Origin of the sequence: Litchfieldella xinjiangensis (genome assembly GCF_000759345.1) — a bacterium.
Classification (GTDB): domain Bacteria; phylum Pseudomonadota; class Gammaproteobacteria; order Pseudomonadales; family Halomonadaceae; genus Litchfieldella_A; species Litchfieldella_A xinjiangensis.
Map to the genome: position 1 here is coordinate 985,771 of NZ_JPZL01000001.1, position 21,232 is coordinate 1,007,002.

The 21,232-nt window shown below is 62.5% G+C and carries 18 protein-coding genes; 1 reads left to right on the top strand and 17 read right to left on the bottom strand.

Annotated features, from left to right (window positions below):
• Window positions 1–5: 5 nt before the first annotated feature.
• The 7 genes from gshA to yrfG all read right to left on the bottom strand — a co-directional run bounded on the left by gshA (window position 6) and on the right by yrfG (window position 8,803).
• Window positions 6–1,631: a glutamate--cysteine ligase gene (gene gshA, locus JH15_RS04620; protein ID WP_043527435.1), complete on the bottom strand. Its 1,626-nt coding sequence runs from the start codon at window positions 1,629–1,631 to the stop codon at window positions 6–8.
• A 140-nt stretch (window positions 1,632–1,771) separates the two neighbouring features.
• Window positions 1,772–4,156: a Tex family protein gene (locus tag JH15_RS04625; RefSeq protein ID WP_043527437.1), complete on the bottom strand. Its 2,385-nt coding sequence runs from the start codon at window positions 4,154–4,156 to the stop codon at window positions 1,772–1,774.
• Between the two features lie 236 nt (window positions 4,157–4,392).
• Window positions 4,393–4,890, bottom strand: a complete 498-nt coding sequence (msrB, locus tag JH15_RS04630) for a peptide-methionine (R)-S-oxide reductase MsrB (RefSeq protein ID WP_043527439.1) — start codon at window positions 4,888–4,890, stop codon at window positions 4,393–4,395.
• A gap of 130 nt (window positions 4,891–5,020) precedes the next feature.
• The gene (locus JH15_RS04635) at window positions 5,021–6,610 is read right to left on the bottom strand and encodes a phosphoenolpyruvate carboxykinase (RefSeq protein ID WP_422730547.1); all 1,590 of its coding nucleotides are present in this window, start codon (window positions 6,608–6,610) and stop codon (window positions 5,021–5,023) included.
• Between the two features lie 254 nt (window positions 6,611–6,864).
• Entirely contained in the window at window positions 6,865–7,740 is an 876-nt protein-coding gene (gene hslO, locus JH15_RS04640) for an Hsp33 family molecular chaperone HslO (protein WP_043527441.1), read from the bottom strand.
• Window positions 7,741–7,743: 3 nt separating this feature from the next.
• Window positions 7,744–8,130, bottom strand: coding sequence for an RNA-binding S4 domain-containing protein (locus tag JH15_RS04645; RefSeq protein WP_043527443.1), 387 nt, complete (start codon window positions 8,128–8,130; stop codon window positions 7,744–7,746).
• 7 nt (window positions 8,131–8,137) lie between these two features.
• A complete protein-coding gene (gene yrfG, locus JH15_RS04650) occupies window positions 8,138–8,803 on the bottom strand; it encodes a GMP/IMP nucleotidase (protein ID WP_043527445.1) in 666 nt (221 codons plus the stop codon).
• 88 nt (window positions 8,804–8,891) lie between these two features.
• Here yrfG and nudE point away from each other — a divergent pair, with 88 nt between their 5' ends.
• A complete protein-coding gene (gene nudE, locus JH15_RS04655) occupies window positions 8,892–9,467 on the top strand; it encodes an ADP compounds hydrolase NudE (RefSeq protein WP_043527447.1) in 576 nt (191 codons plus the stop codon).
• A gap of 24 nt (window positions 9,468–9,491) precedes the next feature.
• Here the strand turns inward: nudE and JH15_RS04660 are convergent, their stop codons facing one another.
• From JH15_RS04660 to ribD, 10 genes are all read right to left on the bottom strand, one after another.
• Window positions 9,492–10,568 carry an oxidoreductase gene (locus tag JH15_RS04660; protein WP_043527449.1) on the bottom strand — a complete coding sequence of 359 codons (1,077 nt, stop codon included), beginning with the start codon at window positions 10,566–10,568 and terminating at the stop codon, window positions 9,492–9,494.
• A gap of 191 nt (window positions 10,569–10,759) precedes the next feature.
• A complete protein-coding gene (gene ilvD / locus JH15_RS04665) occupies window positions 10,760–12,604 on the bottom strand; it encodes a dihydroxy-acid dehydratase (protein ID WP_043527451.1) in 1,845 nt (614 codons plus the stop codon).
• A gap of 182 nt (window positions 12,605–12,786) precedes the next feature.
• The gene (lon, locus tag JH15_RS04670; protein ID WP_043527453.1) at window positions 12,787–15,207 is read right to left on the bottom strand and encodes an endopeptidase La; all 2,421 of its coding nucleotides are present in this window, start codon (window positions 15,205–15,207) and stop codon (window positions 12,787–12,789) included.
• Window positions 15,208–15,307: 100 nt separating this feature from the next.
• A complete protein-coding gene (locus tag JH15_RS04675; protein ID WP_043527455.1) occupies window positions 15,308–16,207 on the bottom strand; it encodes a DUF945 family protein in 900 nt (299 codons plus the stop codon).
• A gap of 63 nt (window positions 16,208–16,270) precedes the next feature.
• Complete coding sequence (locus tag JH15_RS04680; protein WP_043527458.1) at window positions 16,271–16,744, bottom strand: phosphatidylglycerophosphatase A family protein; 474 nt, start codon at window positions 16,742–16,744, stop codon at window positions 16,271–16,273.
• Window positions 16,741–17,688: a thiamine-phosphate kinase gene (gene thiL / locus JH15_RS04685; RefSeq protein ID WP_043527461.1), complete on the bottom strand. Its 948-nt coding sequence runs from the start codon at window positions 17,686–17,688 to the stop codon at window positions 16,741–16,743. The genes JH15_RS04680 and thiL overlap by 4 nt, the downstream gene beginning before the upstream one ends.
• A gap of 24 nt (window positions 17,689–17,712) precedes the next feature.
• Complete coding sequence (gene nusB / locus JH15_RS04690; protein ID WP_043527464.1) at window positions 17,713–18,210, bottom strand: transcription antitermination factor NusB; 498 nt, start codon at window positions 18,208–18,210, stop codon at window positions 17,713–17,715.
• On the bottom strand, window positions 18,207–18,689 hold the full coding sequence (gene ribH, locus JH15_RS04695) for a 6,7-dimethyl-8-ribityllumazine synthase (protein WP_043527467.1): 483 nt from the start codon (window positions 18,687–18,689) through the stop codon (window positions 18,207–18,209). Before ribH ends, nusB begins: the two co-directional genes overlap by 4 nt.
• Window positions 18,690–18,805: 116 nt before the next feature.
• Window positions 18,806–19,942: a bifunctional 3,4-dihydroxy-2-butanone-4-phosphate synthase/GTP cyclohydrolase II gene (gene ribBA, locus JH15_RS04700; protein WP_043527470.1), complete on the bottom strand. Its 1,137-nt coding sequence runs from the start codon at window positions 19,940–19,942 to the stop codon at window positions 18,806–18,808.
• A gap of 151 nt (window positions 19,943–20,093) precedes the next feature.
• On the bottom strand, window positions 20,094–21,230 hold the full coding sequence (ribD, locus tag JH15_RS04705; protein ID WP_043527472.1) for a bifunctional diaminohydroxyphosphoribosylaminopyrimidine deaminase/5-amino-6-(5-phosphoribosylamino)uracil reductase RibD: 1,137 nt from the start codon (window positions 21,228–21,230) through the stop codon (window positions 20,094–20,096).
• Between the last annotated feature and the right edge of the window lie 2 nt (window positions 21,231–21,232).

The window sequence follows — 21,232 nt, forward strand, 5'->3', positions numbered from 1 at the left end:
CAGGCTCATCGACCGGCGGCCTCCTTGTGGGTCGCTCTCGGCTCCCGGGCGCGAGCAAAGTACTCCTCGAGAAACTCGTCGAAGGCGAGACTGTCACCGGCCTCGATGTCGCCCTGTTGCTGGCGCGAGGTGTCACTGAGCTGGGTAAACAGGGCGTCACGCGCACTATCCATCGGCTCGCTACGTAACTGATCGGCCTGCTGGCGTGCCAGAGCCAGCATGGCATCGACAAAATCCTCGCCCTCGCCTTCGAGGAGCGTCAGCATCTGTCCAGAGGGCGTCAGGCTCGGATCGTCCAGGCGCGGCGCCAGGCGGGCGATGGCATCGCCATGTGGCGTTCCGGTCTCGCTGATATCCATGAGTTCGGCGACCTGAGCGATCTCGTCGAAGATGTCATGACCCAACTCGGCCAGGCGGCGCTCGGTACCGTCGACAGCCAGGCGCAGCTCAGGATCGCGACCGCGATCCACCACCAGGGCGCGATTGTCGTCCAGGCGATCGCACTCCTCGTCGGGAATCCAGGGGCTGTCGGCCAGCAGGCACCACATCAGGAACGCATCCAGAAAGCGCATCTGGGTCTCGTCGATCCCCATCGCCATGAATGGATTGAGATCCAGACAACGCACTTCGATGTATTCGACGCCGCGAGCCTCCAGCGCCTGGCTGGGTGTCTCGTCATGGCGTGTCACCCGCTTGGGGCGGATGTCGCTGTAATACTCGTTCTCGATCTGCAGGATATTGGCGTTGAGCTGGCGCCAGTCTCCGTCCACGTTGACGCCCAGACGCTCGTAGGCGGGCCAGGGCGTGGCGATGGCATGGCGCAGGGTACCGACATAATTGGAGAGCGAGTTGAAGCAGATCTTCAACTGGGCCTGCACCTTGTTCTGGTAGCCAAGGTCCGACATGCGCAGGCTCGTGGCATAGGGTGCCATCAATGTCCGCCGGGCATGCGCACGGAGCTTGTCGGGTGTCGGCGAATGTTCAAGGAAGCTTCGATCGAGCGCGGGAGAGGCGCCGAACAGGAACATCAGCAGCCAGCTGTGGCGACGAAAATGGCGTATCAGGCCGAAATAACGCGACGAGCGGTAATCGCCGAGGTTCAGCTGTCCCTGGCCATCCATTTCGCGCAGCAGAGCCCACAGGTCCTCGGGCAGCGAGACATTGTAGTGGACCCCGGCGATCGACTGCATGATGCGCCCGTAACGCACGTCGAGCCCCTTGCGATACACCGATTTCATGGTACCCACATTGGAGCGCCCGTAATCGGCGATGGGAATGCTCTCGTTGCCGTCGAGGCGGGCCGGCATACTCGCCGGCCAGATCAGCTCGTCGGCCAGGTGGCGATAGCTGAAACGATGCAAGTCGCCGAGGAAATCCATGGCGTCACTGGGACGACAATAGACGGGGGTAATGTACTCGAGCAGGGCTTCGGAGTAATCCGTGGTGATATGCGGGTGGGTCAGCTTGGACCCCAGGGCCGCGGGATGAGGCGTCTGAGCGATACGGCCCGAGGCATCGACACGCAGGCCTTCTTTTTCAATACCGCGCCGCAGACGGCCGATCTGACCACGCCGGGCCGGCTCCTTGAGCCGGGCGATGGTGGTGGCGAGTTGTTCGGACAAGGTGAACACCCCATGTCATGGAGACGGCCCTCGGCCGCCTCGCTCGTGAAACCACGGAAACGCCACCTGCCGAGCGACGCTACCAAATTTCAGATTATGGTGGCGAGGCGGCGCCTTTCAAGCCGCCCTGCCATCGAAAGTTAGCTCGCTTACTTGTTGCCCTTGCGTGCCTGCAGCAGCGCCGCGCCCAAGGCACCGAGCTGGCCGCTGTCCGAGCCGGCCGGCGTCCCTCCGCCCTGGCCCCCGCCCTGGCCCCCGCCCTGCCGTGGCTTGCGGGTACCCTTGGCCGCTGCGTTGCCCTGTCGCCTGGCACCCTGCTGCCCCTCGTCCTGGGCTGCATCGGGCGAGTCGGTCAGGCGCATCGACAGGCCGATGCGCGCCCGAGGCAGGTCGACACTCATCACCTTGACCTTGACGATATCCCCGGCCTTGACCACGGTGCGCGGATCTTCGACGAACTTGTCGGAAAGCGCCGAAATATGTACCAGGCCATCCTGGTGAACGCCGATATCGACGAAGGCACCGAAGTGGGTCACGTTGGTTACCGTGCCCTCCAGCACCATGCCCGGCTCCAGGTCCTTCAAGGTTTCCACCCCTTCGCGGAACTCGGCCGCCCGGAACTCGGGGCGTGGGTCGCGGCCCGGCTTGTCGAGTTCCTTGAGGATGTCGGTAATGGTGGGCACGCCGAATGACTCATCGACGTAAGCCTGGGGCTTGACCGTTTTCAGGTAGGCGCTGTCGCCGATCAGGCTGGCAACCTCTCGCTTGTCGCTCGCGGCGATGCGCTCAACGACCGGATAGGCCTCCGGGTGTACGGCACTGCCGTCCAGTGGATTGTCGCCGTTCATGATGCGCAGGAAGCCGGCGCACTGCTCGAAGGTCTTGGGGCCCAACCGGCTAACATCGAGCAGCTGCTTGCGGTTTCGAAATGCCCCGTCGCTGTTGCGCCGCGCCACGATATTCTCGGCCAGGGCCGGGTTGAGGCCCGATACCCTGGAAAGCAGCGCGCTGGACGCGGTATTGAGGTCGACCCCCACCGCGTTGACGCAGTCCTCGATCACCGCCTCGAGGCTGCGCGAGAGCTGAACCTGCGAAACGTCGTGCTGATACTGGCCCACGCCGATCGATTTGGGCTCGATCTTGACCAGCTCGGCCAGGGGATCCTGAAGTCGGCGTGCGATCGAAACGGCACCGCGTATGGTCACATCGAGATCGGGAAATTCACGCGCCGCATACTCTGAGGCCGAATAGACCGAGGCACCGGCCTCACTGACCATTACCTTCGACAGTCGACGCTTGTCGACCATCAGCTTGACCAGGTCACCCGCCAATTTATCGGTCTCGCGGCTCGCGGTGCCATTGCCGACCGCAATCAGCTCGATGTCGTACTTGTCAGCCAGCTTGGCCAGCACCGCCAAAGATTCATCCCAGCGATTCTGCGGCGCATGAGGATAGATAGTGGCGTGATCGAGGAATTGACCGGTGGCATCGACCACCGCTACCTTGCAGCCGGTTCGCAGGCCCGGGTCGATGGCCAGCGCCGCCTTGTGCCCCGCCGGGGCCGCCAATAATAAATCCTTCAGGTTGGCCGCGAAGACATCGATCGCATCGCTCTCGGCCCGCTCGCGCAGGCGGCCCATCAATTCGGTCTCGAGGTGGGTATACAGCTTGACCCGCCAGGTCCAGCGCACCACTTCCTTGAGCCAACGATCGGCGGCCCGGCCTTCGTCGTGGATATCGAAGTGCTTGGCAATGGCGATCTCGCCGGGATGGCGCGGTGCTTCATCCTCGCCGGGCAGCTTGATGGCCAGCGATAATATGCCTTCGTTGCGACCCCGGAACATCGCCAGCGCACGGTGGGACGGCGTCTTCGCGAGCCGCTCGTCGTGCTCGAAATAATCCGAGAACTTCGCGCCGTCCTGCTGTTTGCCATCGATCACCCGAGCACTGAGCTCGCCTTCGTCCCACAAGCGTTCACGCAGGCGACCCACCAACTCGGCATCTTCAGCGAAACGCTCCATGAGAATCTGCTTGGCGCCATCAAGTGCCGCCTTGGCATCCTCGATAGCGGGAATGTCGCCATCGGCGGCGCGCAGGTAGCCTTGCGCTTCACGCTCGGGGTCGAGGGTCGGATCCGCCAGCAGTGCATCGGCCAACGGTTCGAGGCCAGCCTCACGGGCGATCTGCGCCTTGGTGCGCCGCTTCTTCTTGTACGGCAAATAGAGGTCTTCAAGGCGCTGCTTGGTATCGGCGCCACGAATTTGTGCCGCCAACGCATCGGTCAGCTTGCCCTGCTCGTCGATGGCGGCAAGTACCGCCTCACGACGTTCCTCGAGTTCGCGAAGATAGCGCAGGCGCTCATCGAGTTGACGCAACTGAGTATCGTCGAGGCCGCCAGTGACTTCCTTGCGGTAACGGGAAACGAAGGGCACGGTGGCTCCACCGTCGAGCAGTTCCACCGTGGCCGTCACCTGTTGCGGGCGAACGGCGAGTTCTTCAGCGAGACGGGCAATGATCTTGGCGTGTGCGTCCATGAAATCCTTGGCGATCAAACGTCAAAAAATATCGCGACAAGGTATCACAAACCTCAAGCCGGCGCCGCTCGTCACAGCGACCTCGGCAGGTAAGACATACGACATTCCGCTCAGGCAATGAACAAGACCATGTCGCGCTGATGGCCCCGGTAGCCGGGCCTGCCTCCAGAGCCATCGGCCGCAATACGACACGTCCTATGGAACAGGCGTTCTAGCGCCCTACCCTTACGGCCTGACTACGCTGGCGCGAAGGTCAACGCCAGGCCGTTATTGCACCAGCGCAGCCCGGTGGGCTCGGGGCCGTCCTCGAATACGTGGCCCTGATGTCCCCCGCAGCGGGCGCAGTGATATTCGGTACGGGGCCAGATCATGGAATAGTCGGCCTCGGTCAACAGATGGCCATTGATGTGCTCGAAAAAGCTCGGCCAGCCGGTACCCGAATCGTATTTCATGGCACTGGTGAACAAAGGCAATTCGCAACCGGCGCAGCGGTACTCGCCTTCCCGGGTTTCCTTGTCCAGCGGACTGGAATGCGCCGGTTCCGTCCCATGATCGCGAAGAATCTCGTACTGCGCTTCGCTGAGCCGTTGGCGCCACTCTGCTTCACTGAGCGTCACCGGCTGAATGCCCTCGGCACGCGACAGATCGGGCTTGGGTCGCGCCGACACGACACCGGGTATCGCACTGGCCAGGCCACCGATCCCCAACAGGCCGAGAAAGAAACGACGTTGCATGACATGACTCCCTGCCATCCGACGCGGCAATACCTGCGAATGACGTAAAAAACGACGGGGTGAGTCAATGACTCACCCCGTTTGACCGTCGGCGGCCGCCGAGGTTCGTTCGGCAACCGCCCTATCGCGATCAGGCCAGCCGAGGGCCTGCCTTGACGATCGCCTCGTCGACACCAGAGAACTTCTCGAAGTTATCGACGAACTTGCCGATCAGTTCCGCCATGTGGCGATCGTAGGCGTCGCGGTCCGCCCAGGTCTCGCGCGGGTCGAGCAGTTGCGTATCGACACCTGGTACCTCGACCGGAACCTCGAGGTTGAGCCCCTCGATGGTCTTGGTCTCGACATCACGCAGTGCACCGGACTGAATCGCAGCGATGATCGCGCGGGTAGTGGGTATCGAAAAGCGTGATCCACCTTCGCCGTAGCTACCGCCGGTCCAGCCGGTATTGACCAGATAGACTTGCGAGCCATAAGCCTCGACACGACGAATCAGCAGATCGGCATATTCGCTGGCCGGACGCGGGAAGAACGGCGCACCGAAGCAGGTTGAGAACGTGGCTTCCAGATTCGACGACGAATCCATTTCAGTGGAGCCCACCTTGGCGGTGTAGCCCGACAGGAAGTGATACGCCGCCGCTTCCTTGGAAAGGACCGAGACCGGCGGCAACACACCGCTCATGTCGCAGGTCAGGAAGATGATCGCGTTGGGCTCACCGGCACGGTTCTCCTCCACCCGCTTCTCGACGTGTTCGAGCGGGTAAGCGGCCCGGGAGTTCTGCGTCAGGCGATCATCGGTATAGTCCGGCTCGCGTTGCGCATCGAGCACCACGTTCTCGAGTACGGCACCGAACTTGATGGCATCCCAGATGATCGGCTCGTTCTTGGCAGAGAGGTCGATACACTTGGCGTAGCAACCGCCTTCCATGTTGAAAACGGTGCCTTCGCCCCAGCCATGCTCGTCGTCGCCGATCAGGTAACGTGCCGGATCGGCAGACAGCGTAGTCTTGCCAGTGCCTGAAAGACCGAAAAACAGGGTCGTCTCGCCGTCGTCACCCACATTGGCGCTGCAATGCATGGGGAGGACATCGGCCTCGGGCAGCAGGAAATTCTGCACCGAGAACATGGCCTTCTTCATTTCACCGGCGTAATGCATACCGGCGATCAGCACCTTGCGAGCCGCAAAGCTGATGATGACGGTGGATTCTGAATTCGTGCCGTCACGCGCAGGCTCACATACGAAGTGCGGCGCGTTGATGATGGTCCACTCATCCTTGCCCGCAGGATTGTAGGATTCGGGGCGTACGAACATGGTGCGCCCAAAAAGGTTGTGCCACGCCGTTTCAGTATTCACGCGGATCGGCAGGTAATGATGCGGATCCGAACCGACGTGGAGTTCCGCGACGTAGTGATCGCGCTCTCCGAGATAATCCTCGACCCGAGACCACAACGCGTCGAACTTATCGGCCGCAAAGGGTCGATTGATGCTTCCCCAGTCGATCTGATCGCGGGTGGACGGTTCGTCGACGATGAAGCGATCCGCCGTGGAGCGGCCGGTCCGCTTGCCTGTCTTCACCACCAGGGAGCCATTGGCGGCGAGATTGCCTTCGCCCAAACGAATGGCATGCTCGACCAGCTCGGCGCTGGTCAGGTTGGTTTGAATTCTGGGGCTTGCCATCTGCGCGGCGCCCTCCCTGTTGGCGGCAGCATGGGTCATGGTCATGGTCGTGTCCTTGGCCTGGCGGCCGATTCTCTCTCGTTAGCCCGCGGCGTTCGTTACGGGACAATACAATGAACCCGGCCGACATGGATGGGTGGTCCCATTTCTGGTGTAGCTCATCGACCGAGCAACTCGGGTCTGCATTATGGCAAAAACCTGGCAAATGGAAAACGCTGAAGTTGCCTGATTTTCTTGTAGTTTTACTACTACATAATGCGATTTCGAGGGTGTTTTCTGTAGTCGGGACCCATCGACACTCAATGCAGGATCGGCGCAGGCGCATCCGGAGAATCGATCAGGGCCTCGATATCGGCGGCGCTGAAGTGATACGGGGTGTGACAGAAGTGACACTGGGTATCGATGGCCTTCTGCTCTTCGAGGATGCTGCGCAGTTCGTCTTCACCGAGGCCATGCAGTGCCTGGGCGATCCGTTCGCGCGAGCAGGTGCAGCCGAAGCGCAACGCCTTGGGATCGAAGACCCGTGTGGTTTCCTCGTGATACAAGCGGTAGAGCAACTCCCGCTGATCCAGGCCGAGCAACTCCTCGTCGCGAAGCGTCGAGGCCAGATGAACGGTACGCTCCCAGGCATCAGGGTCCTTGCTGTTGGCATCGTCCGGTAGCTGTTGAAGCAGCAGGCCGGCGGCACGCTGCCCATCCGCCGAGAGCCATAGGCGAGTCGGCAACTGCTCGGAGCGGGAGAAGTAGTCTTCCAGACACCCCGCCAGCGACGCGGCTTCGAGGGCCACGATGCCCTGATAGCGATTGCCTCCACGCGGATCCAGGGTAATCACGATGCGCCCGTCACCGAGCAGGTCACGGAAATCCCCGGTCTCGCTGGGGAGGACCTGTTGTTCGGATAGCCGGGCGATCGCCCGCAATTCGCCGCCGGGGTTGGACTCGGCCATCAATAACGAAAGGGCGCCGTCGCCGCGCACTTCCACGCTCAACGTACCGTCGAGCTTGACGGTCTCGGTCAGCAGGGCCACAGCGGCCAGCAGCTCGCCCAGCAAGGCATTGACCGGGGCCGGATAGGCGTGCTTGTCGAGCACGTCCCGATAGGCCTGTTCGAGCCCCACCACCTCGCCACGCACGTTGGTTTCATCGAATAGAAAGCGTTGGATCTGATCGGTCATGATTCACTCTTCTCCCTGGCGCTGCAGGCGTTGAAGTTCACGGCGTTGTTTCTTGTCCGGTCGATGTGCGGGTTGTTGCATGGCCTGGTTGGCCAACCGACGGCGTTCGGCCTCGCGCTCGCGGCGCACCTGGCTTCCCTCGGTCTCCTGATAGAGCGCGCGGGCCTCCGGCGCGCCTCGCCGCTGATCCGACAGCGAAAGGACTTCGACCTCCCAGATATCCCAGCCTTGGGGTACCTTGATCAGGGCGCCCAACTCTACATTCTTGCTGGTCTTGGCGCGGGCCCCGTTGTACTGCACTTTACCGCCCTCAACGGCCTTCTTGGCCAAGGCGCGGGTCTTGAAGAAGCGAGCGGCCCAAAGCCATTTATCGAGTCTTACTGTTTCCATCGTCACCTCAGGGGCGCGGTCGCTCGCCTTGCATGAGCGGGGCGAAACGGTCCAGCGCGATGAATTCTTCGAGTTCGCGCTCGGGGCGCTTACTATCGGGTTGCTTGATGCCCAGCAGATGCCGGATGCCGAACTCGCGGGCACTCTCGAGCACGACAGGGTTGTCGTCGATGAACAGGGTGCGCTGTGGGTCGAAGGGCTCGATCTCCTGAAGCGCAAACCAGAACTCCTGAGCCTCCTTGGCCACGCCGACATCCGCCGATGAGACGATCGCGTCCAGATACTCTTCGAGGCCGGTCAATGGCAGCTTGAGTGCCAGGCTTTCCCGGTCGGCATTGGTGGCCAGCACGACGCGGGGATGGGCCCGCTTGAGCCATTTGAGGAAATCCAGGGCGTCGCTACGCAAGCCGATCAAATGCTGTACCTCGCGCTTGAGAGCAACGATATCCACCCCCAGTTCACGGCTCCAGTAAGCCAGGCTATACCAGTTGAGCGTGCCCTGCTCTCGAAGGATACGCGCCCGGACCTCTTCCTGGGTGGCTTCGTCGAGTCGGTGAAGTTCGACATAACGGCGCGGTAAATGTTCAAGCCAGAAATGGCTATCGAAATGCAGGTCCAGCAGGGTACCGTCCATGTCCAGCAACACGGTATCGATGGCGCGCCAGTCGATCATCGGCCATAGGCTCCGCAATAGAGAAAGTGAGTGCTATTGTACGGGATCATCAGGATAGGCAACACAGCACTGCTTGGCCGGAGGCCCCATGTCCCACTCTCATGAAAAACCGCGCATTCTTTCGCAACGCGAAGTCGCTCGTAGCCAGCTGTTCCGTGTGGAGTCGCTCGACCTGCGGTTTTCCAACGGCGCCGAGCGAACCTTCGAGCGCCTCATGGGTACCGATAACGGCGCGGTGATGATCGTGGCCATGCCCGATCCGGATCACGTGCTGCTGATTCGCGAGTATGCGGCCGGTTTCGAGGATTACGTGCTGACCCTGCCCAAGGGACTGGTCGACCCCGGCGAAGACATCGTCACTGCCGCGAACCGTGAATTGATGGAAGAGTGCGGGGTGGGCGCCCACAATATCGAGCCCCTGGTCGAACTGTCGCTTGCGCCCAATTACATGCGTCATCGCATGCAGGTCATGCTGGCGACGGATCTCTACGAAAAACGCCTGCCCGGCGACGAGCCGGAACCGTTGATCGTCGAGACCCACGCCATCGAGGAATTGCCTTCATTGCTCGCGCGCGAGGACTTTCACGAGGCGCGGGCAATCGCCGCCCTTTTTATCGCGCGGGACCGGCTGCGCAACGAGATCAGCCGACCCCAGCTTTGGTAAAAGATCATCGCGATAAACGCACGGCTAGCCGATACGCTTCGAGGGCGATCCTTCCTTGAGCTTGACCCAGCGGCCTTGGCGATAGCTGTCGAGGCCTGCCTCGAGCAGCACCATGGTGGCCAGGGCGCCTTCGGTCTCGACCGGGTTGGTCGCGTCGCCACGAAGCGCATCCAGAATTCCCTGATAATAGGCCAGGTAATCCCCCGGTAACGTGGGGTGCTCCTGGCTTACCAGGGGCGACTCTTCGTCCTCCCCGTCACGCAGGGTCAAGCTACCGTGGCGGGTGTCCTCACCCCACTGCGGGGCCGGGCTCTCGCCCGCCTTGAGCCGGTCTTCCTGTGGGTCGAGGCCAAACTTGACGTAGCTACCCCGTGTGCCATGCACGGCGAAGCGCGGCGTCGGCTCGGCGACCAGGGCGCTCGCCTTGAGCGATACCCGCAAACTGTCGTAATCCAGCAGCGCCAGGAAATCGTCATCGGTCTTGGCATTGTCGCGGCGATTGGCCAAATCGAGAAAGATGGCGCGAGGCATGCCGAACAGTTCCCGGGCCTGATCCAGCAAATGAGGCCCCAGATCGTACCAGATTCCCCCGCCCGGCTTGGGCTGCTCTCGCCAGCGATCGCGGACCTCGGGGCGGAAGCGATCGAAACGCGATTCGAAATTGACGACACGCCCCAGGGTACCGTCAGCGAGCAGGCCGCGTAGCGTCATGAAATCGCTATCCCAGCGACGGTTATGAAACACCGACAGCAGCAACTCGTTCCCTTCGGCCTGGGCCTTGAGCTGACGCGCCTCGGAGACGCTTACGGTAAAGGGCTTATCGAGCACCACGTGCTTGCCTGCCGCAAGCGCTGCCTTGGCCAGGGGAAAGTGCGTCTCGTTGGGCGTCGGGATGACGACCAGGTCGATATCGTCACGGGCAAAAAGCCCTTGGGGTTTCGCCTCGACCTCGACACCCGGCAACGCGGCCTGAACCTTGCCTGCATCGCTCGAGGATACCGCGACCAGATCCAGCCCAGGGGTCGACTGGATCAGGGGAACGTGAAAGGTCTGGCTGGCAAACCCATAGCCCACGACGCCAACCGAGAAATGCTCCGTCATGCCTACTCCTTGTCTGGTTTGAGAATCGTCCTTGGTCTGGGTCCTTTCTGGACCTTTACAGTATGACTAGTCTGGACCGAGTCCCGAGCCCACTCAACACCTTGCCTTATGGGCATACGCAACAAAAAAGCGAGACCCGCACCTGGGCGCGGGTCTCGTCATGCCTCACCTCGAAAGCCTATGCACTCCGATCAGTCGAGCTTCGACAGATCGCGCACCGCCCCCTTATCCGCCGAGGTGGCAAGCAGTGCATACGCTTTCAACGCGGCCGACACCTTGCGCTCGCGCTCGATGCTCGGCTTCCAGGCACCACTGCCCTGGGCCTCCATCGCGGCACGACGGCGTGCCAGGTCCTCATCGGGCAGATCGACATTGATCGTGCGTGCCGGGATGTCGATACGAATGATGTCGCCCGACTCGATCAACGCAATGGCCCCGCCGGCTGCCGCCTCGGGGGACACGTGGCCGATCGAGAGGCCTGACGTGCCGCCTGAGAAGCGACCATCAGTGAGCAGGGCGCAGCCCTTGCCGAGTCCCTTGGACTTGAGATATGAGGTCGGATAGAGCATTTCCTGCATGCCCGGCCCGCCCTTGGGACCCTCGTAGCGAATCACCACCACCTCGCCTTCCTTTACCTCGCCGGCAAGAATGTGCTCGACCGCCTGATCCTGGGACTCGACCACATGGGCAGGGCCCTCGAAGACGAGAATCGACTCATCGACACCGGCCGTCTTCACCACACAGCCATCCAGTGCAATATTGCCGCGCAACACGGCCAGCCCACCCTCTCTAGAGAACGCATGCTCCAGGTCGCGGATACACCCGGTGGCACGATCGCCGTCCAGGCTCGGCCAACGTGCGCTCTGGGAAAAGGCCGTCTGGGTGGGCACGCCGCCAGGGCCGGCCTTGAAGAATTCCACCACCTCGGGAGAAGGGTTGCGCATGATATCCCACTCGTCCAGCGCATCCTTGAGCGTATCGCCGTAGACGGTAGGTACCGAAGTATCCAGCACGTGGGCGCGGTCGAGTTCGCCGAGAATCGCCATGATGCCACCGGCGCGATGCACATCCTCGATGTGATACTTCTGGGTATTGGGCGCCACCTTGCACAACTGCGGCACTTCCCGCGACAGCCGGTCGATGTCGGTCATGGTGAAATCGAGCTCGGCTTCCTGGGCAGCGGCCAGCAGGTGCAGGATCGTGTTGGTCGACCCCCCCATGGCGATATCCAGGGTCATGGCATTCTTGAATGCCGCCAGCGAGCCGATGGCCCGCGGCAGCAAATGCGCTTCCTCGCCTTCGTAATAACGTTTGGCCAGCTCGACGATGCGATGGCCCGCCGTCTCGAACAGGCGGCGACGGTCGGTGTGAGTTGCCACCACGGTGCCGTTGCCCGGCAGCGCCAGGCCCAGCGCCTCGGTCAGGCAGTTCATGGAGTTGGCCGTGAACATGCCCGAACAGCTGCCGCAGGTAGGGCACGCGCTGCGCTCGACCTCGGCCAGCAGCTCGTCATCGACGCTGTCGTCGGCCGCCATCACCATGGCATCGACCAGGTCGAGCCCGTGATCGAGCAGCTTGGTCTTGCCGGCTTCCATAGGCCCACCTGAGACGAAGATAACGGGGATATTGAGGCGCATGGCAGCCATCAGCATTCCCGGTGTGATCTTGTCGCAGTTGGAAATGCACACCAGGGCATCAGCGCAGTGGGCATTGACCATGTACTCGACACTGTCGGCAATGATGTCGCGACTCGGCAGCGAATAGAGCATACCGTCATGCCCCATGGCGATGCCGTCGTCCACCGCAATGGTGTTGAACTCCTTGGCGACGCCACCGGCTTTCTCGATCTCGCGCGCCACCAGCTGCCCCATATCCTTCAGGTGCACATGCCCTGGAACGAACTGCGTGAAGGAGTTGGCCACCGCCACGATCGGCTTGTGGAAATCGTCGTCCTTCATGCCAGTGGCGCGCCACAAGGCGCGGGCGCCTGCCATGTTGCGGCCGGCGGTGGTGGTGCGGGAACGGTATTGGGGCATGGTGTCCTCTCGTGCTCGGTGTCGCCGTCTTTGTACGAACGCGACGCGGCCTGCGCCAGTAAAGTTGGCGCAGGCCGACACGCGATCGGCGTTGACGGTCTAGGTGTCCAGTCGGGCGTAGATTCTGTCACGCCCGAGCGCGAGAGGCCATACTGGGAATCTCAGCCGAAACTCGAAGAACCTCAATCGAAAACGACTTTCGCCACGTCCCGGTAGCGCTTGGCGAAGTGCACCGTCATGCCCTCCTTGAGGTAATCGGGCAGCTCTTCGTAATCGCGGCGGTTGGCGTCGGGCAGGATCAGCTCGAAGATATCGCTACGGCGCGCAGCGATTACTTTCTCGCGAATCCCTCCCACCGGCAGGACCTGCCCGGTCAGTGTCAATTCACCGGTCATGGCAAGACGCCGCTTGATCGACTGGTGTCGTGCCAGCGAGATCAATGCCGTCGCCATGGTCACCCCGGCGGAGGGGCCGTCCTTGGGCGTGGCGCCTTCAGGAACGTGCAGGTGAATGAAGGCATCGTTGAAGAAGTCGGCGTCAGCACCGTAATCGGACAGATGCCCCTGCACGTAGCTGTAGGCGATATTGGCCGATTCCTGCATCACTTCGCCCAGCTTGCCCGTCAGCTTGAAGCCGCGATTCAGTGCGTGAACCTTGCCCGCTTCGATCGGCAAGGTGGCGCCACCCATGGAGGTCCAGGCCAGGCCGGTCACCACCCCTTCTCCCCGGAGCACTTCGTCCTTGCGGAACAACGGTGCGCCAAGGTAATCCTCGAGGTTGTTGACCGAAACCTTGACGTTCTCCTCGTCGTTCTCGAGCAGCTTGACGGCGGCCTTGCGCACGATGCGGTGCAACTGCTTTTCGAGCTGGCGCACCCCGGCCTCGCGAGCATAGCCCTCGATGACCTGGCGCAACGCCGCATCGGTAAGATTGATACGCTTCTTGGGGATCTTGTCGCGCTTGAGCAGCTTGGGCCACAGGTGATGCTTGGCAATCGCCATCTTCTCTTCGGCGATATACCCCGACAGGCGAATCTGCTCCATGCGATCGAGCAGCGGCCCGGGAATCGAATCCAGGGTATTCGCCGTACATACGAACAGCACCTTGGAAAGGTCGAGCCGCACGTCGAGATAGTGGTCCAGGAAATCGACGTTCTGCTCCGGATCGAGCACCTCGAGCAGCGCCGAAGCGGGGTCGCCCTGGAACGACTGGCCGAGCTTGTCGATCTCGTCGAGCATGATCACCGGATTCTCGACCTCGACCTCCTTGAGGGCCTGCACCAGCTTGCCGGGCATGGCACCGATATAGGTGCGGCGGTGCCCCTTGATTTCGGCCTCATCGCGCATGCCGCCGACGGAAAAGCGATAGAACTCACGCCCCAGGGCCTCGGCGATCGATCGACCCACCGATGTCTTGCCGACACCTGGCGGGCCGACAAGCAGCAGAATCGAGCCTCCCACATCGCCCTTGAAGGTGCCCTCGGCCAGGAACTCGATGATGCGTTCCTTCACGTCCTGTAAACCATCGTGATCGCGGTCGAGCACGCCCCTGGCATGCTGCAGGTCGAGCTGGTCCTGGCTGGTGATACCCCACGGCAGCGAGGTCAGCCAATCGAGATAGTTGCGTGTCGTGCCGTATTCGGGCGACCCGGTCTCGAGTACCGAGAGTTTATCCAGTTCATCGTCGATGCGTGACTGCACCCGCTCGGGTACGTCCAGCTCATTGAGGCGATTGCGGAACGTGTCGACGTCGTTTTCACGGTCGTCCTTGGAGATACCCAGTTCGCGCTGAATCACCTTGAGCTGTTCGCGCAGGAAAAACTCGCGCTGACGCTGCTGCATCTGCGCATTGACCTGCTCGCTGATCTCGCTCTGCAGTTGCGCGACCTCAATCTCCTTGCGCAGCAGCGGCAGTACCTTCTGCATGCGCGCCATCACAGGCAGGGTTTCGAGGATGGCCTGCAGGTCGTCGCCTTTGGCCGAGGTGATCGCGGCAGCGAAGTCAGTCAGCGGGCCGGGCTCGTGAGGACTGAAGCGGTTGAGATAGTGCTTGAGTTCCTCGCCGTAGAGCGGGTTGATCGGCAGCAGCTCCTTGATGCCATTGATCAATGCCATGGCATAGGCCCGCGTCTCGTCCTCCTCGGCGTTGACCGGCTCCTTGGGATAGGTCACCTCGACCAGGTACGGCGGCTTTCTGGATAACCAGCGCACGATACGGAAGCGGCGCATGCCCTGGGCAATGAACTGAATCTGCTCATCCTCCCCCTGCACTTTATGTGCACGAACGGCCGTACCGATCTCGGGGAACTGGTCGGGATCGAGCTCCTCGATCCGCGTATCGCCGACAAACGCGACCCCCAACGTATGGTGCGGTGTCTTGGCCACCCGCTGCATGGTCTCTTCCCACCGCGGGCGATGAATCACCAGCGGCTGTACCTGGGCGGGGAAAAAGGGGCGGTTGTGTATCGGCAGCAGATAGAGCCGTTCGGGTAGATAATCCTGGGCCGGAACCATCGCGCCCCGCGATTCATGCTGCTCTTGGGCGCCGTGCTCGTCGGCGGCGTCGGAAATGATCTCGTTTAGTTCGTCGTCGCGCTCGGTCATATCCATCCTGTCTCTGGAGTCAAAGGACAACGTTGGATACTGCAATGCGGGCAGACAAGGGCAACTTCAAGCCAAGTTGCCCTGTAAAGCGCAGACAGGCCTAATAAAGCGAACTCATCGGACGTCCGTTGAGGGTGACCTCGCCCTGCTCGAAGGCAAGATCCAGACTCTCGGTGGCCAGTGGCAAGCCGAGCTGTAACAGGACCAGCGCCGGCGGATCCGGCCAACGGAAATAGCCTTCGAGCTGCGACAGCCAGTACCGTCGACCTTCCTCACTCTCGAGGTCGGTCATGCGGAATGCGGACCAGTCGTCGCCCAAGAAGCGCAGTTCGCCGGTGACATCGATATCGATGCCAAGGGTTGGGCTAGACACCTGCAGTGTCTCCAGCATCCAGCGTGGCGGGCGGGAGTCGTCTCCGATGCGGAAATGGGTCTCGAGGTTCAGGGGATCGACGTGAAGGGTTTCCTCGCCCTGGGCAATATCGAGCGGCCCGAGGCGGGCGTCGACCTGCACCTGCTCATCATCCGCTTCGATCAATAGATTGCCGCCTTGGAAGGCGATGTCACGTCCGTCCCGAACGAATTCGAATGCAGCGAACTCGATGCGTGCTTCGACTGCATCCGACAGGGTCCGATACTCGGCGTGCCAGCGTGGCGCGGCGACCGGCAGGGAATCACCGACTCGTGGCTCCCTGCTGGCGCTGTCGATCGGCACCAGCTCGCCAGTGGCCCGCGTCGTCAGCAGGCCATGCCGGACCGTATAGGGCACTTCGAGGTTCCAGCTCGGATCGACCCGAGGCTCGACCAACAGCGTGCCGTGCGAAACGAACCAGCCTCGCTCGACATCGCGCCGGTGGACCTCAAGATCGCTGCGTTCCGTGAGACGCTCGATGGTCTGGGACAGCTCACGTTCGAAGAGCAGACTGGAAACAAACTGTGCTGTGGCATACCCCCCGGCAAGCAGCACTACTACAACGACCGCGATCACTCCCTTGCGCATCCGGTTCTCCCTTTCCCGTCATTCCGGTCTCGTTGCCGGCTCAGGTACCTTTTAGTACCTGGCTCAATGTAGCCACAGCCAAAGATGGATGGTGCCCCATGCATAGACGGCAGCCATCACGTCATCGATCATGATGCCGAAACCGCCCGCGACGCGACGATCCGCCCAGCGGATGGGCCAGGGCTTGAAGACATCGAAGATACGAAACACGACGAACCCCCACAGCGCAGCCTCCCACGAGAAGGGCACTGCCGCCATGGTCAGCCAATAGCCGACGAACTCATCCCAGACGATACCGGAGTGATCGTGTACCCCCAGGTCGTGGGAAGTCTTGTCGCATAACCAGATGCCAATCAGCATGGCGATGCCCACCACCCCCAGGTACCAACCCAGCGGAAGCTCCGAGAGCAGCCAGTAGAAGGGAATGGCCGCCAGGGTACCGAACGTACCCGGCGCCCAGGGCACGGCGCCGCTACCCAGCCCAAAGGCCAGAAAGTGCGTCGGCCGGCGCCATACGCTCGCCGGGGCACGGTTCATGGCGTCTCTCCCTGAAAGTGCAGCCAGCCAGCAGGCAGCGTATCCGGTACGCCGCGCACCCCCGGCGTCTCGTCGAAACGGCCGATGGGTGTCAATGCCAACCCCTGCTCCGCCAGCCGCTGGCAGGCCTCATCGAGGCTAGCCGCAGGCAGGCTGACGAGCAATTCGTAATCGTCACCGCCGCCCAGTGCCGCACGCTGAGCCTCGCTGGGCCCCAGACGTTCGACCAAACCTTGCGTGAGGGGTAGTGCCGCGACATCGAGGGTGGCCCCCACGTTCGAGGCATCGCATAGGTGCTGAAGGTCGGCGAGCAGACCATCCGAGACGTCAATGGCCGACGTCGCCAGCGACCGCAGGACGACGCCAGCCTCGACCCGGGGCCGGGGCAACAGATACTTGCCCAGTAACGGGTCGTCGAGGTTGCGTTCGCCCGATTGCCAGGCCACCAACCCACCGTAGCCGCCACCTAACGAGCCGGTCACGGCAAGGATATCGCCAGCGCGCGCCCCGCTGCGGCGCAAGGCCTGCCCTGGGGGAAGCTCACCATGCACGGTCACGCCAATGCTAAGACGACCCCGGGTGATATCTCCCCCCACCAGGGAGACCTCGGTTTGCTGGCAGAGTTCGTAGAAGCCACGCGAGAACTCGGATAGCCACGGATCACCGGCCGTCTCCAGGGTCAACGCCATCAGACACCAACGGGGCTCGGCCCCCATGGCCGCGAGGTCGCTCAGGCTCACCGCCAAGGCACGATAGCCGATGGCAAAGGCCGGAGCAGTAGCGGGAAAATGCACATCGACGACGGACGTATCCACACTGACAGCCAGGCAACGCCCCGGGGCGGGCTGAAGCAGGGTACAATCGTCCCCCACGCCCACCAGCACAGCATCGTCACCTGGCTGCCGTGTGAAATATCGGGCGATCAGCTCGAACTCGCTGGGCATCGGGCTAGACATCGTCCGGGCATGTCAGCGACGGGCGCTGACCTCTTGATAGCGCAGCCGGGCGGCAAGCTTGTCGAGTATGCCGTTGACGTACTTGTGCCCATCGGTCGCCCCGAAGGATTTGGCCAGTTCGACCCCCTCGTTGATCACCGCCCGGTACGGGACTTCCATACGCCGGGACAGCTCGTAGGCACCCAGGCGCAGGATGGCGAGTTCGATCGGGTCGAGATCCTGGATACGGCGGTCGAGCAACGGTTCGATGCTGGCGTCCAGATCGGCCTGGAAGCGAGCCACGTTGATCAGCAATTCATGGAACAGTGCCAGGTCGGCGATCTCCATGACCTTGCGCCAGTTCTCGTGTGCCTCGAGATCATCATCGGCAATCTGGCTGCGAAACTCGGCTTCCACCGTGGTGATCGGCTTGCCGGTCATCTGCCATTGGTAGAGCCCCTGGACGGCAAGCTCTCGCGCGGCGCGACGTGCCTCCTGGGCCTTGGAAGGCTGGCGACGCGTCTGGCTCATTGCTCACCCCCGAAATGGCGCAGCAACGAGACCATCTCCATGGCGGCCATGGCCGCTTCGGCCCCCTTGTTGCCCGCCTTGGTGCCGGAACGCTCGATGGCCTGTTCGATGGAATTGACGGTAAGTACGCCGTTGGCAATCGGTGTATCGAATTCGAGCTGCAGGTTGCCAAGGGCTGCGTTGCAGCCTCCGGCGACATATTCGAAATGCGGGGTGCCACCACGAATCACGGCCCCCAGGGCAATTACCGCATCGGGCTTGACGACACGCAAGGCCCGCTTGACGGCCAGCGGCAATTCCCAGGCGCCTGGAACATGAACGATATCAATGCGTTCGCTGTCGACCCCATGACGCACCAGGCTGTCGATGGCACCTTCGACCAGGCTATCGACCACATGATGGTTGAAACGGCCCACCACGATCACGTAGCGGCCATCGACATCGGTGAAGTCACCTTCGACTTGAGAGATAGGTTGCATGGTTTTCAATCCTGCTAAACGACAACGCACCACGATCGGCACGTGCTAAAGGGGGCTGACGCGCCCCACGAACGACGCCACACTGCACGATAACAGCCGGGCCGCGCCAGAGTACATCAAGGACTCACACGATCCACGACCTCGAGATCGAAACCGGACAATGCCGAGAACTTCCAGGGCGAACTGAGAAGACGCATCTTGCCGACCCCAAGGTCCCGGAGTATCTGTGACCCGGTACCAATGGTCAGGTAGTTGCCGGCGCCATCGGACTCGCTGCTGCGCGGTGCCCGCTTTCGCTCCAGCAGAACATCGAGTTGCGCCTTGAAATCCTGGTGTTCCCGCCCGTCATCGAGCAGAACGAAAACGCCTCGCTCGGCTGCGGCGATTTCGGCCAGCGCCCCTTGAGCCGTCCAGCTCTGGCTATCCGGCTTGGACAGGGTCAGCAAGTCGCGAAGCGTATCGGCCAGGTGCACCCGAACGGTGGTGGGTTGCTCGGGGTCGGGACGTCCCTTGACCAGGGCCAGGTGGTGCGCCCCCTGGATGCGATCCCGAAAGACGTGCAGCACCATCTCGCCGAAGGCGGTGGCCACCGGTGTTGCCTCGAGATGCTCGACGGTCTGCTCGTTATGGATACGATAGTGTATCAGGTCGGCAATGGTGCCGATCTTGAGGCCGTGTTCGGCGGCGAAGCGCTCGAGTTCGGGACGACGCGCCATGCTGCCGTCGTCGTTCATCACCTCGCAGATGACCCCGCTGGGGTCGAGACCGGCCATCGAGGCCAGGTCGCACGCGGCTTCGGTGTGCCCGGCACGACGCAGCACGCCACCCGGCTCGGCCATCAACGGAAAGATGTGACCGGGCTGTACGATATCCTCGGCACGCGCATCGCGTGCGACGGCGGCCTGCACGGTACGCGCGCGGTCAGCCGCCGAGATTCCCGTCGACACGCCTTCGGCGGCCTCGATGGAAAGCGTGAACTTGGTGCCATAGCCCGAGCCATTGTCACGCACCATCAGCGGTAGCTTGAGGCGCTCGCAACGCTCCCGCGTCATGGGCAGACAGATCAGGCCCCGCGCATGCCGGGCCATGAAGTTGATGTGCTCGGCCTGGACCTTCTCGGCCGCCATGATGACATCGCCTTCATTCTCACGATCCTCATCGTCCATGAGGATCACCATCTTGCCTTGGCGGATATCGTCGATCAGCTCTTCGACCCGTGCCAGGCTGGATGCCTGCGTCGCATCGTTCACCATGCAAACTCCGAACAGTGGTTGCGGGCGTGATGACCGCTGAATCCGCTCCTCAGGCGTACCGCCTGGGGTGCTCCCCCGCGCAATCGGCGCTCAGGGTACCTTGGCGCGGCGTCGGGCGCCAGTAGGAAGGCCCCTGGCGCGCTGTCGGGCGTCAGCGCAGCGCCTCGGCCACAGGGCGGGCAATGATGCGCCAGTCGCGCCCAACCGCGCGGATGTCGTCGATGTCCAGGCTACGCTGCTGATCCATGCGCTCCATGCCCGGCAGAGCGAACAGCGGGCGAGCCTCGCCCCCCAGCAGGATCGGCGCCATGAACAGATGGATCTCATCCACCAGTTCGGCATCGAGCATGGCCCCGGCCAATGTCGCCCCGGTCTCGAGCAGCACTTCGTTGGCCTCTTCAGCGTGCGCCAGGTAGCGGAGCAACGATGCAAGCTCGACCCGCCCTTCCGGACTGGCGGGCAGTATCAGTACCTCGGCACCCGCCGATTCGAGACGCTGGCGTCGCTCGGCATCGTCACTGCATGTGGCGATCAGGGTGCGGCCCGGCTCACGCAGGCAGGCCGCCGCCAAGGGCAGGCGCAGTTGGGTATCGACGATCACGCGCAGCGGCTGGCGCCGAGCGATTGCCTCACCCTCCTCCAGCTGCAACTGCTCGGGCCGAATCGTCAGCCGCGAATTGTCGAAGATGATCGATTCCACCCCGCTGATGATGGCACTCGAACGGGCACGCAAACGCTGAACCTCGGTACGGGCCGCCGGGCCCGTGATCCATTGGGATTCACCGGAGCGCATGGCCGTGCGCCCATCGAGACTGGTCGCCATCTTGAGGCGCACGAACGGGCGGCCGCGCTCCATGCGCGAGAGGAAGCCGGGATTCAGCCGCCGTGACTCGTGTTCGAGTATGCCGGTTATCACATCGATGCCCGCATCGCGCATGATGGCAAGGCCCGCGCCGGCCACCTGGGGGTTGGGATCCTGCATGGCGACCACGACCCGCGCGACGCCCGCCTCGACCAAGGCGTCGGCACAGGGGCCGGTACGCCCATGATGGGCACAGGGTTCCAGCGTGACATAGGCCGTTGCGCCCCTGGCCGCCTCGCCCGCGGCATGCAGCGCATTGATTTCGGCATGCGGCTCGCCGGCCCGTCGATGAAAGCCCTCGCCGACTACATGGCCATCGCGTACCAGCACGCACCCGACCCGCGGATTGGGATCGGTGGTATAGAGGCCGTGGCGGGCCAGGGTCAGCGCCCGGGCCATCCATGTCTCATGGGTCTGCTTGGGCATGT

Excerpts from the sequence above, each read along its gene's own strand:
- ribD (WP_043527472.1), bottom strand. The coding sequence starts at position 21,230 with ATGCCCAAGCAGACCCATGAGACATGGATGGCCCGGGCGCTGACCCTG.
- hslO (WP_043527441.1), bottom strand. The coding sequence starts at position 7,740 with ATGACCGATCAGATCCAACGCTTTCTATTCGATGAAACCAACGTGCGT.
- nudE (WP_043527447.1), top strand. The coding sequence starts at position 8,892 with ATGTCCCACTCTCATGAAAAACCGCGCATTCTTTCGCAACGCGAAGTC.
- lon (WP_043527453.1), bottom strand. The coding sequence starts at position 15,207 with ATGACCGAGCGCGACGACGAACTAAACGAGATCATTTCCGACGCCGCC.
- JH15_RS04675 (WP_043527455.1), bottom strand. The coding sequence starts at position 16,207 with ATGCGCAAGGGAGTGATCGCGGTCGTTGTAGTAGTGCTGCTTGCCGGG.
- JH15_RS04625 (WP_043527437.1), bottom strand. The coding sequence starts at position 4,156 with ATGGACGCACACGCCAAGATCATTGCCCGTCTCGCTGAAGAACTCGCC.
- JH15_RS04635 (WP_422730547.1), bottom strand. The coding sequence starts at position 6,610 with ATGACCATGACCCATGCTGCCGCCAACAGGGAGGGCGCCGCGCAGATG.
- ribBA (WP_043527470.1), bottom strand. The coding sequence starts at position 19,942 with ATGGTGAACGATGCGACGCAGGCATCCAGCCTGGCACGGGTCGAAGAG.
- ilvD (WP_043527451.1), bottom strand. The coding sequence starts at position 12,604 with ATGCCCCAATACCGTTCCCGCACCACCACCGCCGGCCGCAACATGGCA.
- ribH (WP_043527467.1), bottom strand. The coding sequence starts at position 18,689 with ATGCAACCTATCTCTCAAGTCGAAGGTGACTTCACCGATGTCGATGGC.
- yrfG (WP_043527445.1), bottom strand. The coding sequence starts at position 8,803 with ATGATCGACTGGCGCGCCATCGATACCGTGTTGCTGGACATGGACGGT.
- JH15_RS04680 (WP_043527458.1), bottom strand. The coding sequence starts at position 16,744 with ATGAACCGTGCCCCGGCGAGCGTATGGCGCCGGCCGACGCACTTTCTG.
- JH15_RS04660 (WP_043527449.1), bottom strand. The coding sequence starts at position 10,568 with ATGACGGAGCATTTCTCGGTTGGCGTCGTGGGCTATGGGTTTGCCAGC.
- msrB (WP_043527439.1), bottom strand. The coding sequence starts at position 4,890 with ATGCAACGTCGTTTCTTTCTCGGCCTGTTGGGGATCGGTGGCCTGGCC.
- JH15_RS04645 (WP_043527443.1), bottom strand. The coding sequence starts at position 8,130 with ATGGAAACAGTAAGACTCGATAAATGGCTTTGGGCCGCTCGCTTCTTC.
- thiL (WP_043527461.1), bottom strand. The coding sequence starts at position 17,688 with ATGCCCAGCGAGTTCGAGCTGATCGCCCGATATTTCACACGGCAGCCA.
- nusB (WP_043527464.1), bottom strand. The coding sequence starts at position 18,210 with ATGAGCCAGACGCGTCGCCAGCCTTCCAAGGCCCAGGAGGCACGTCGC.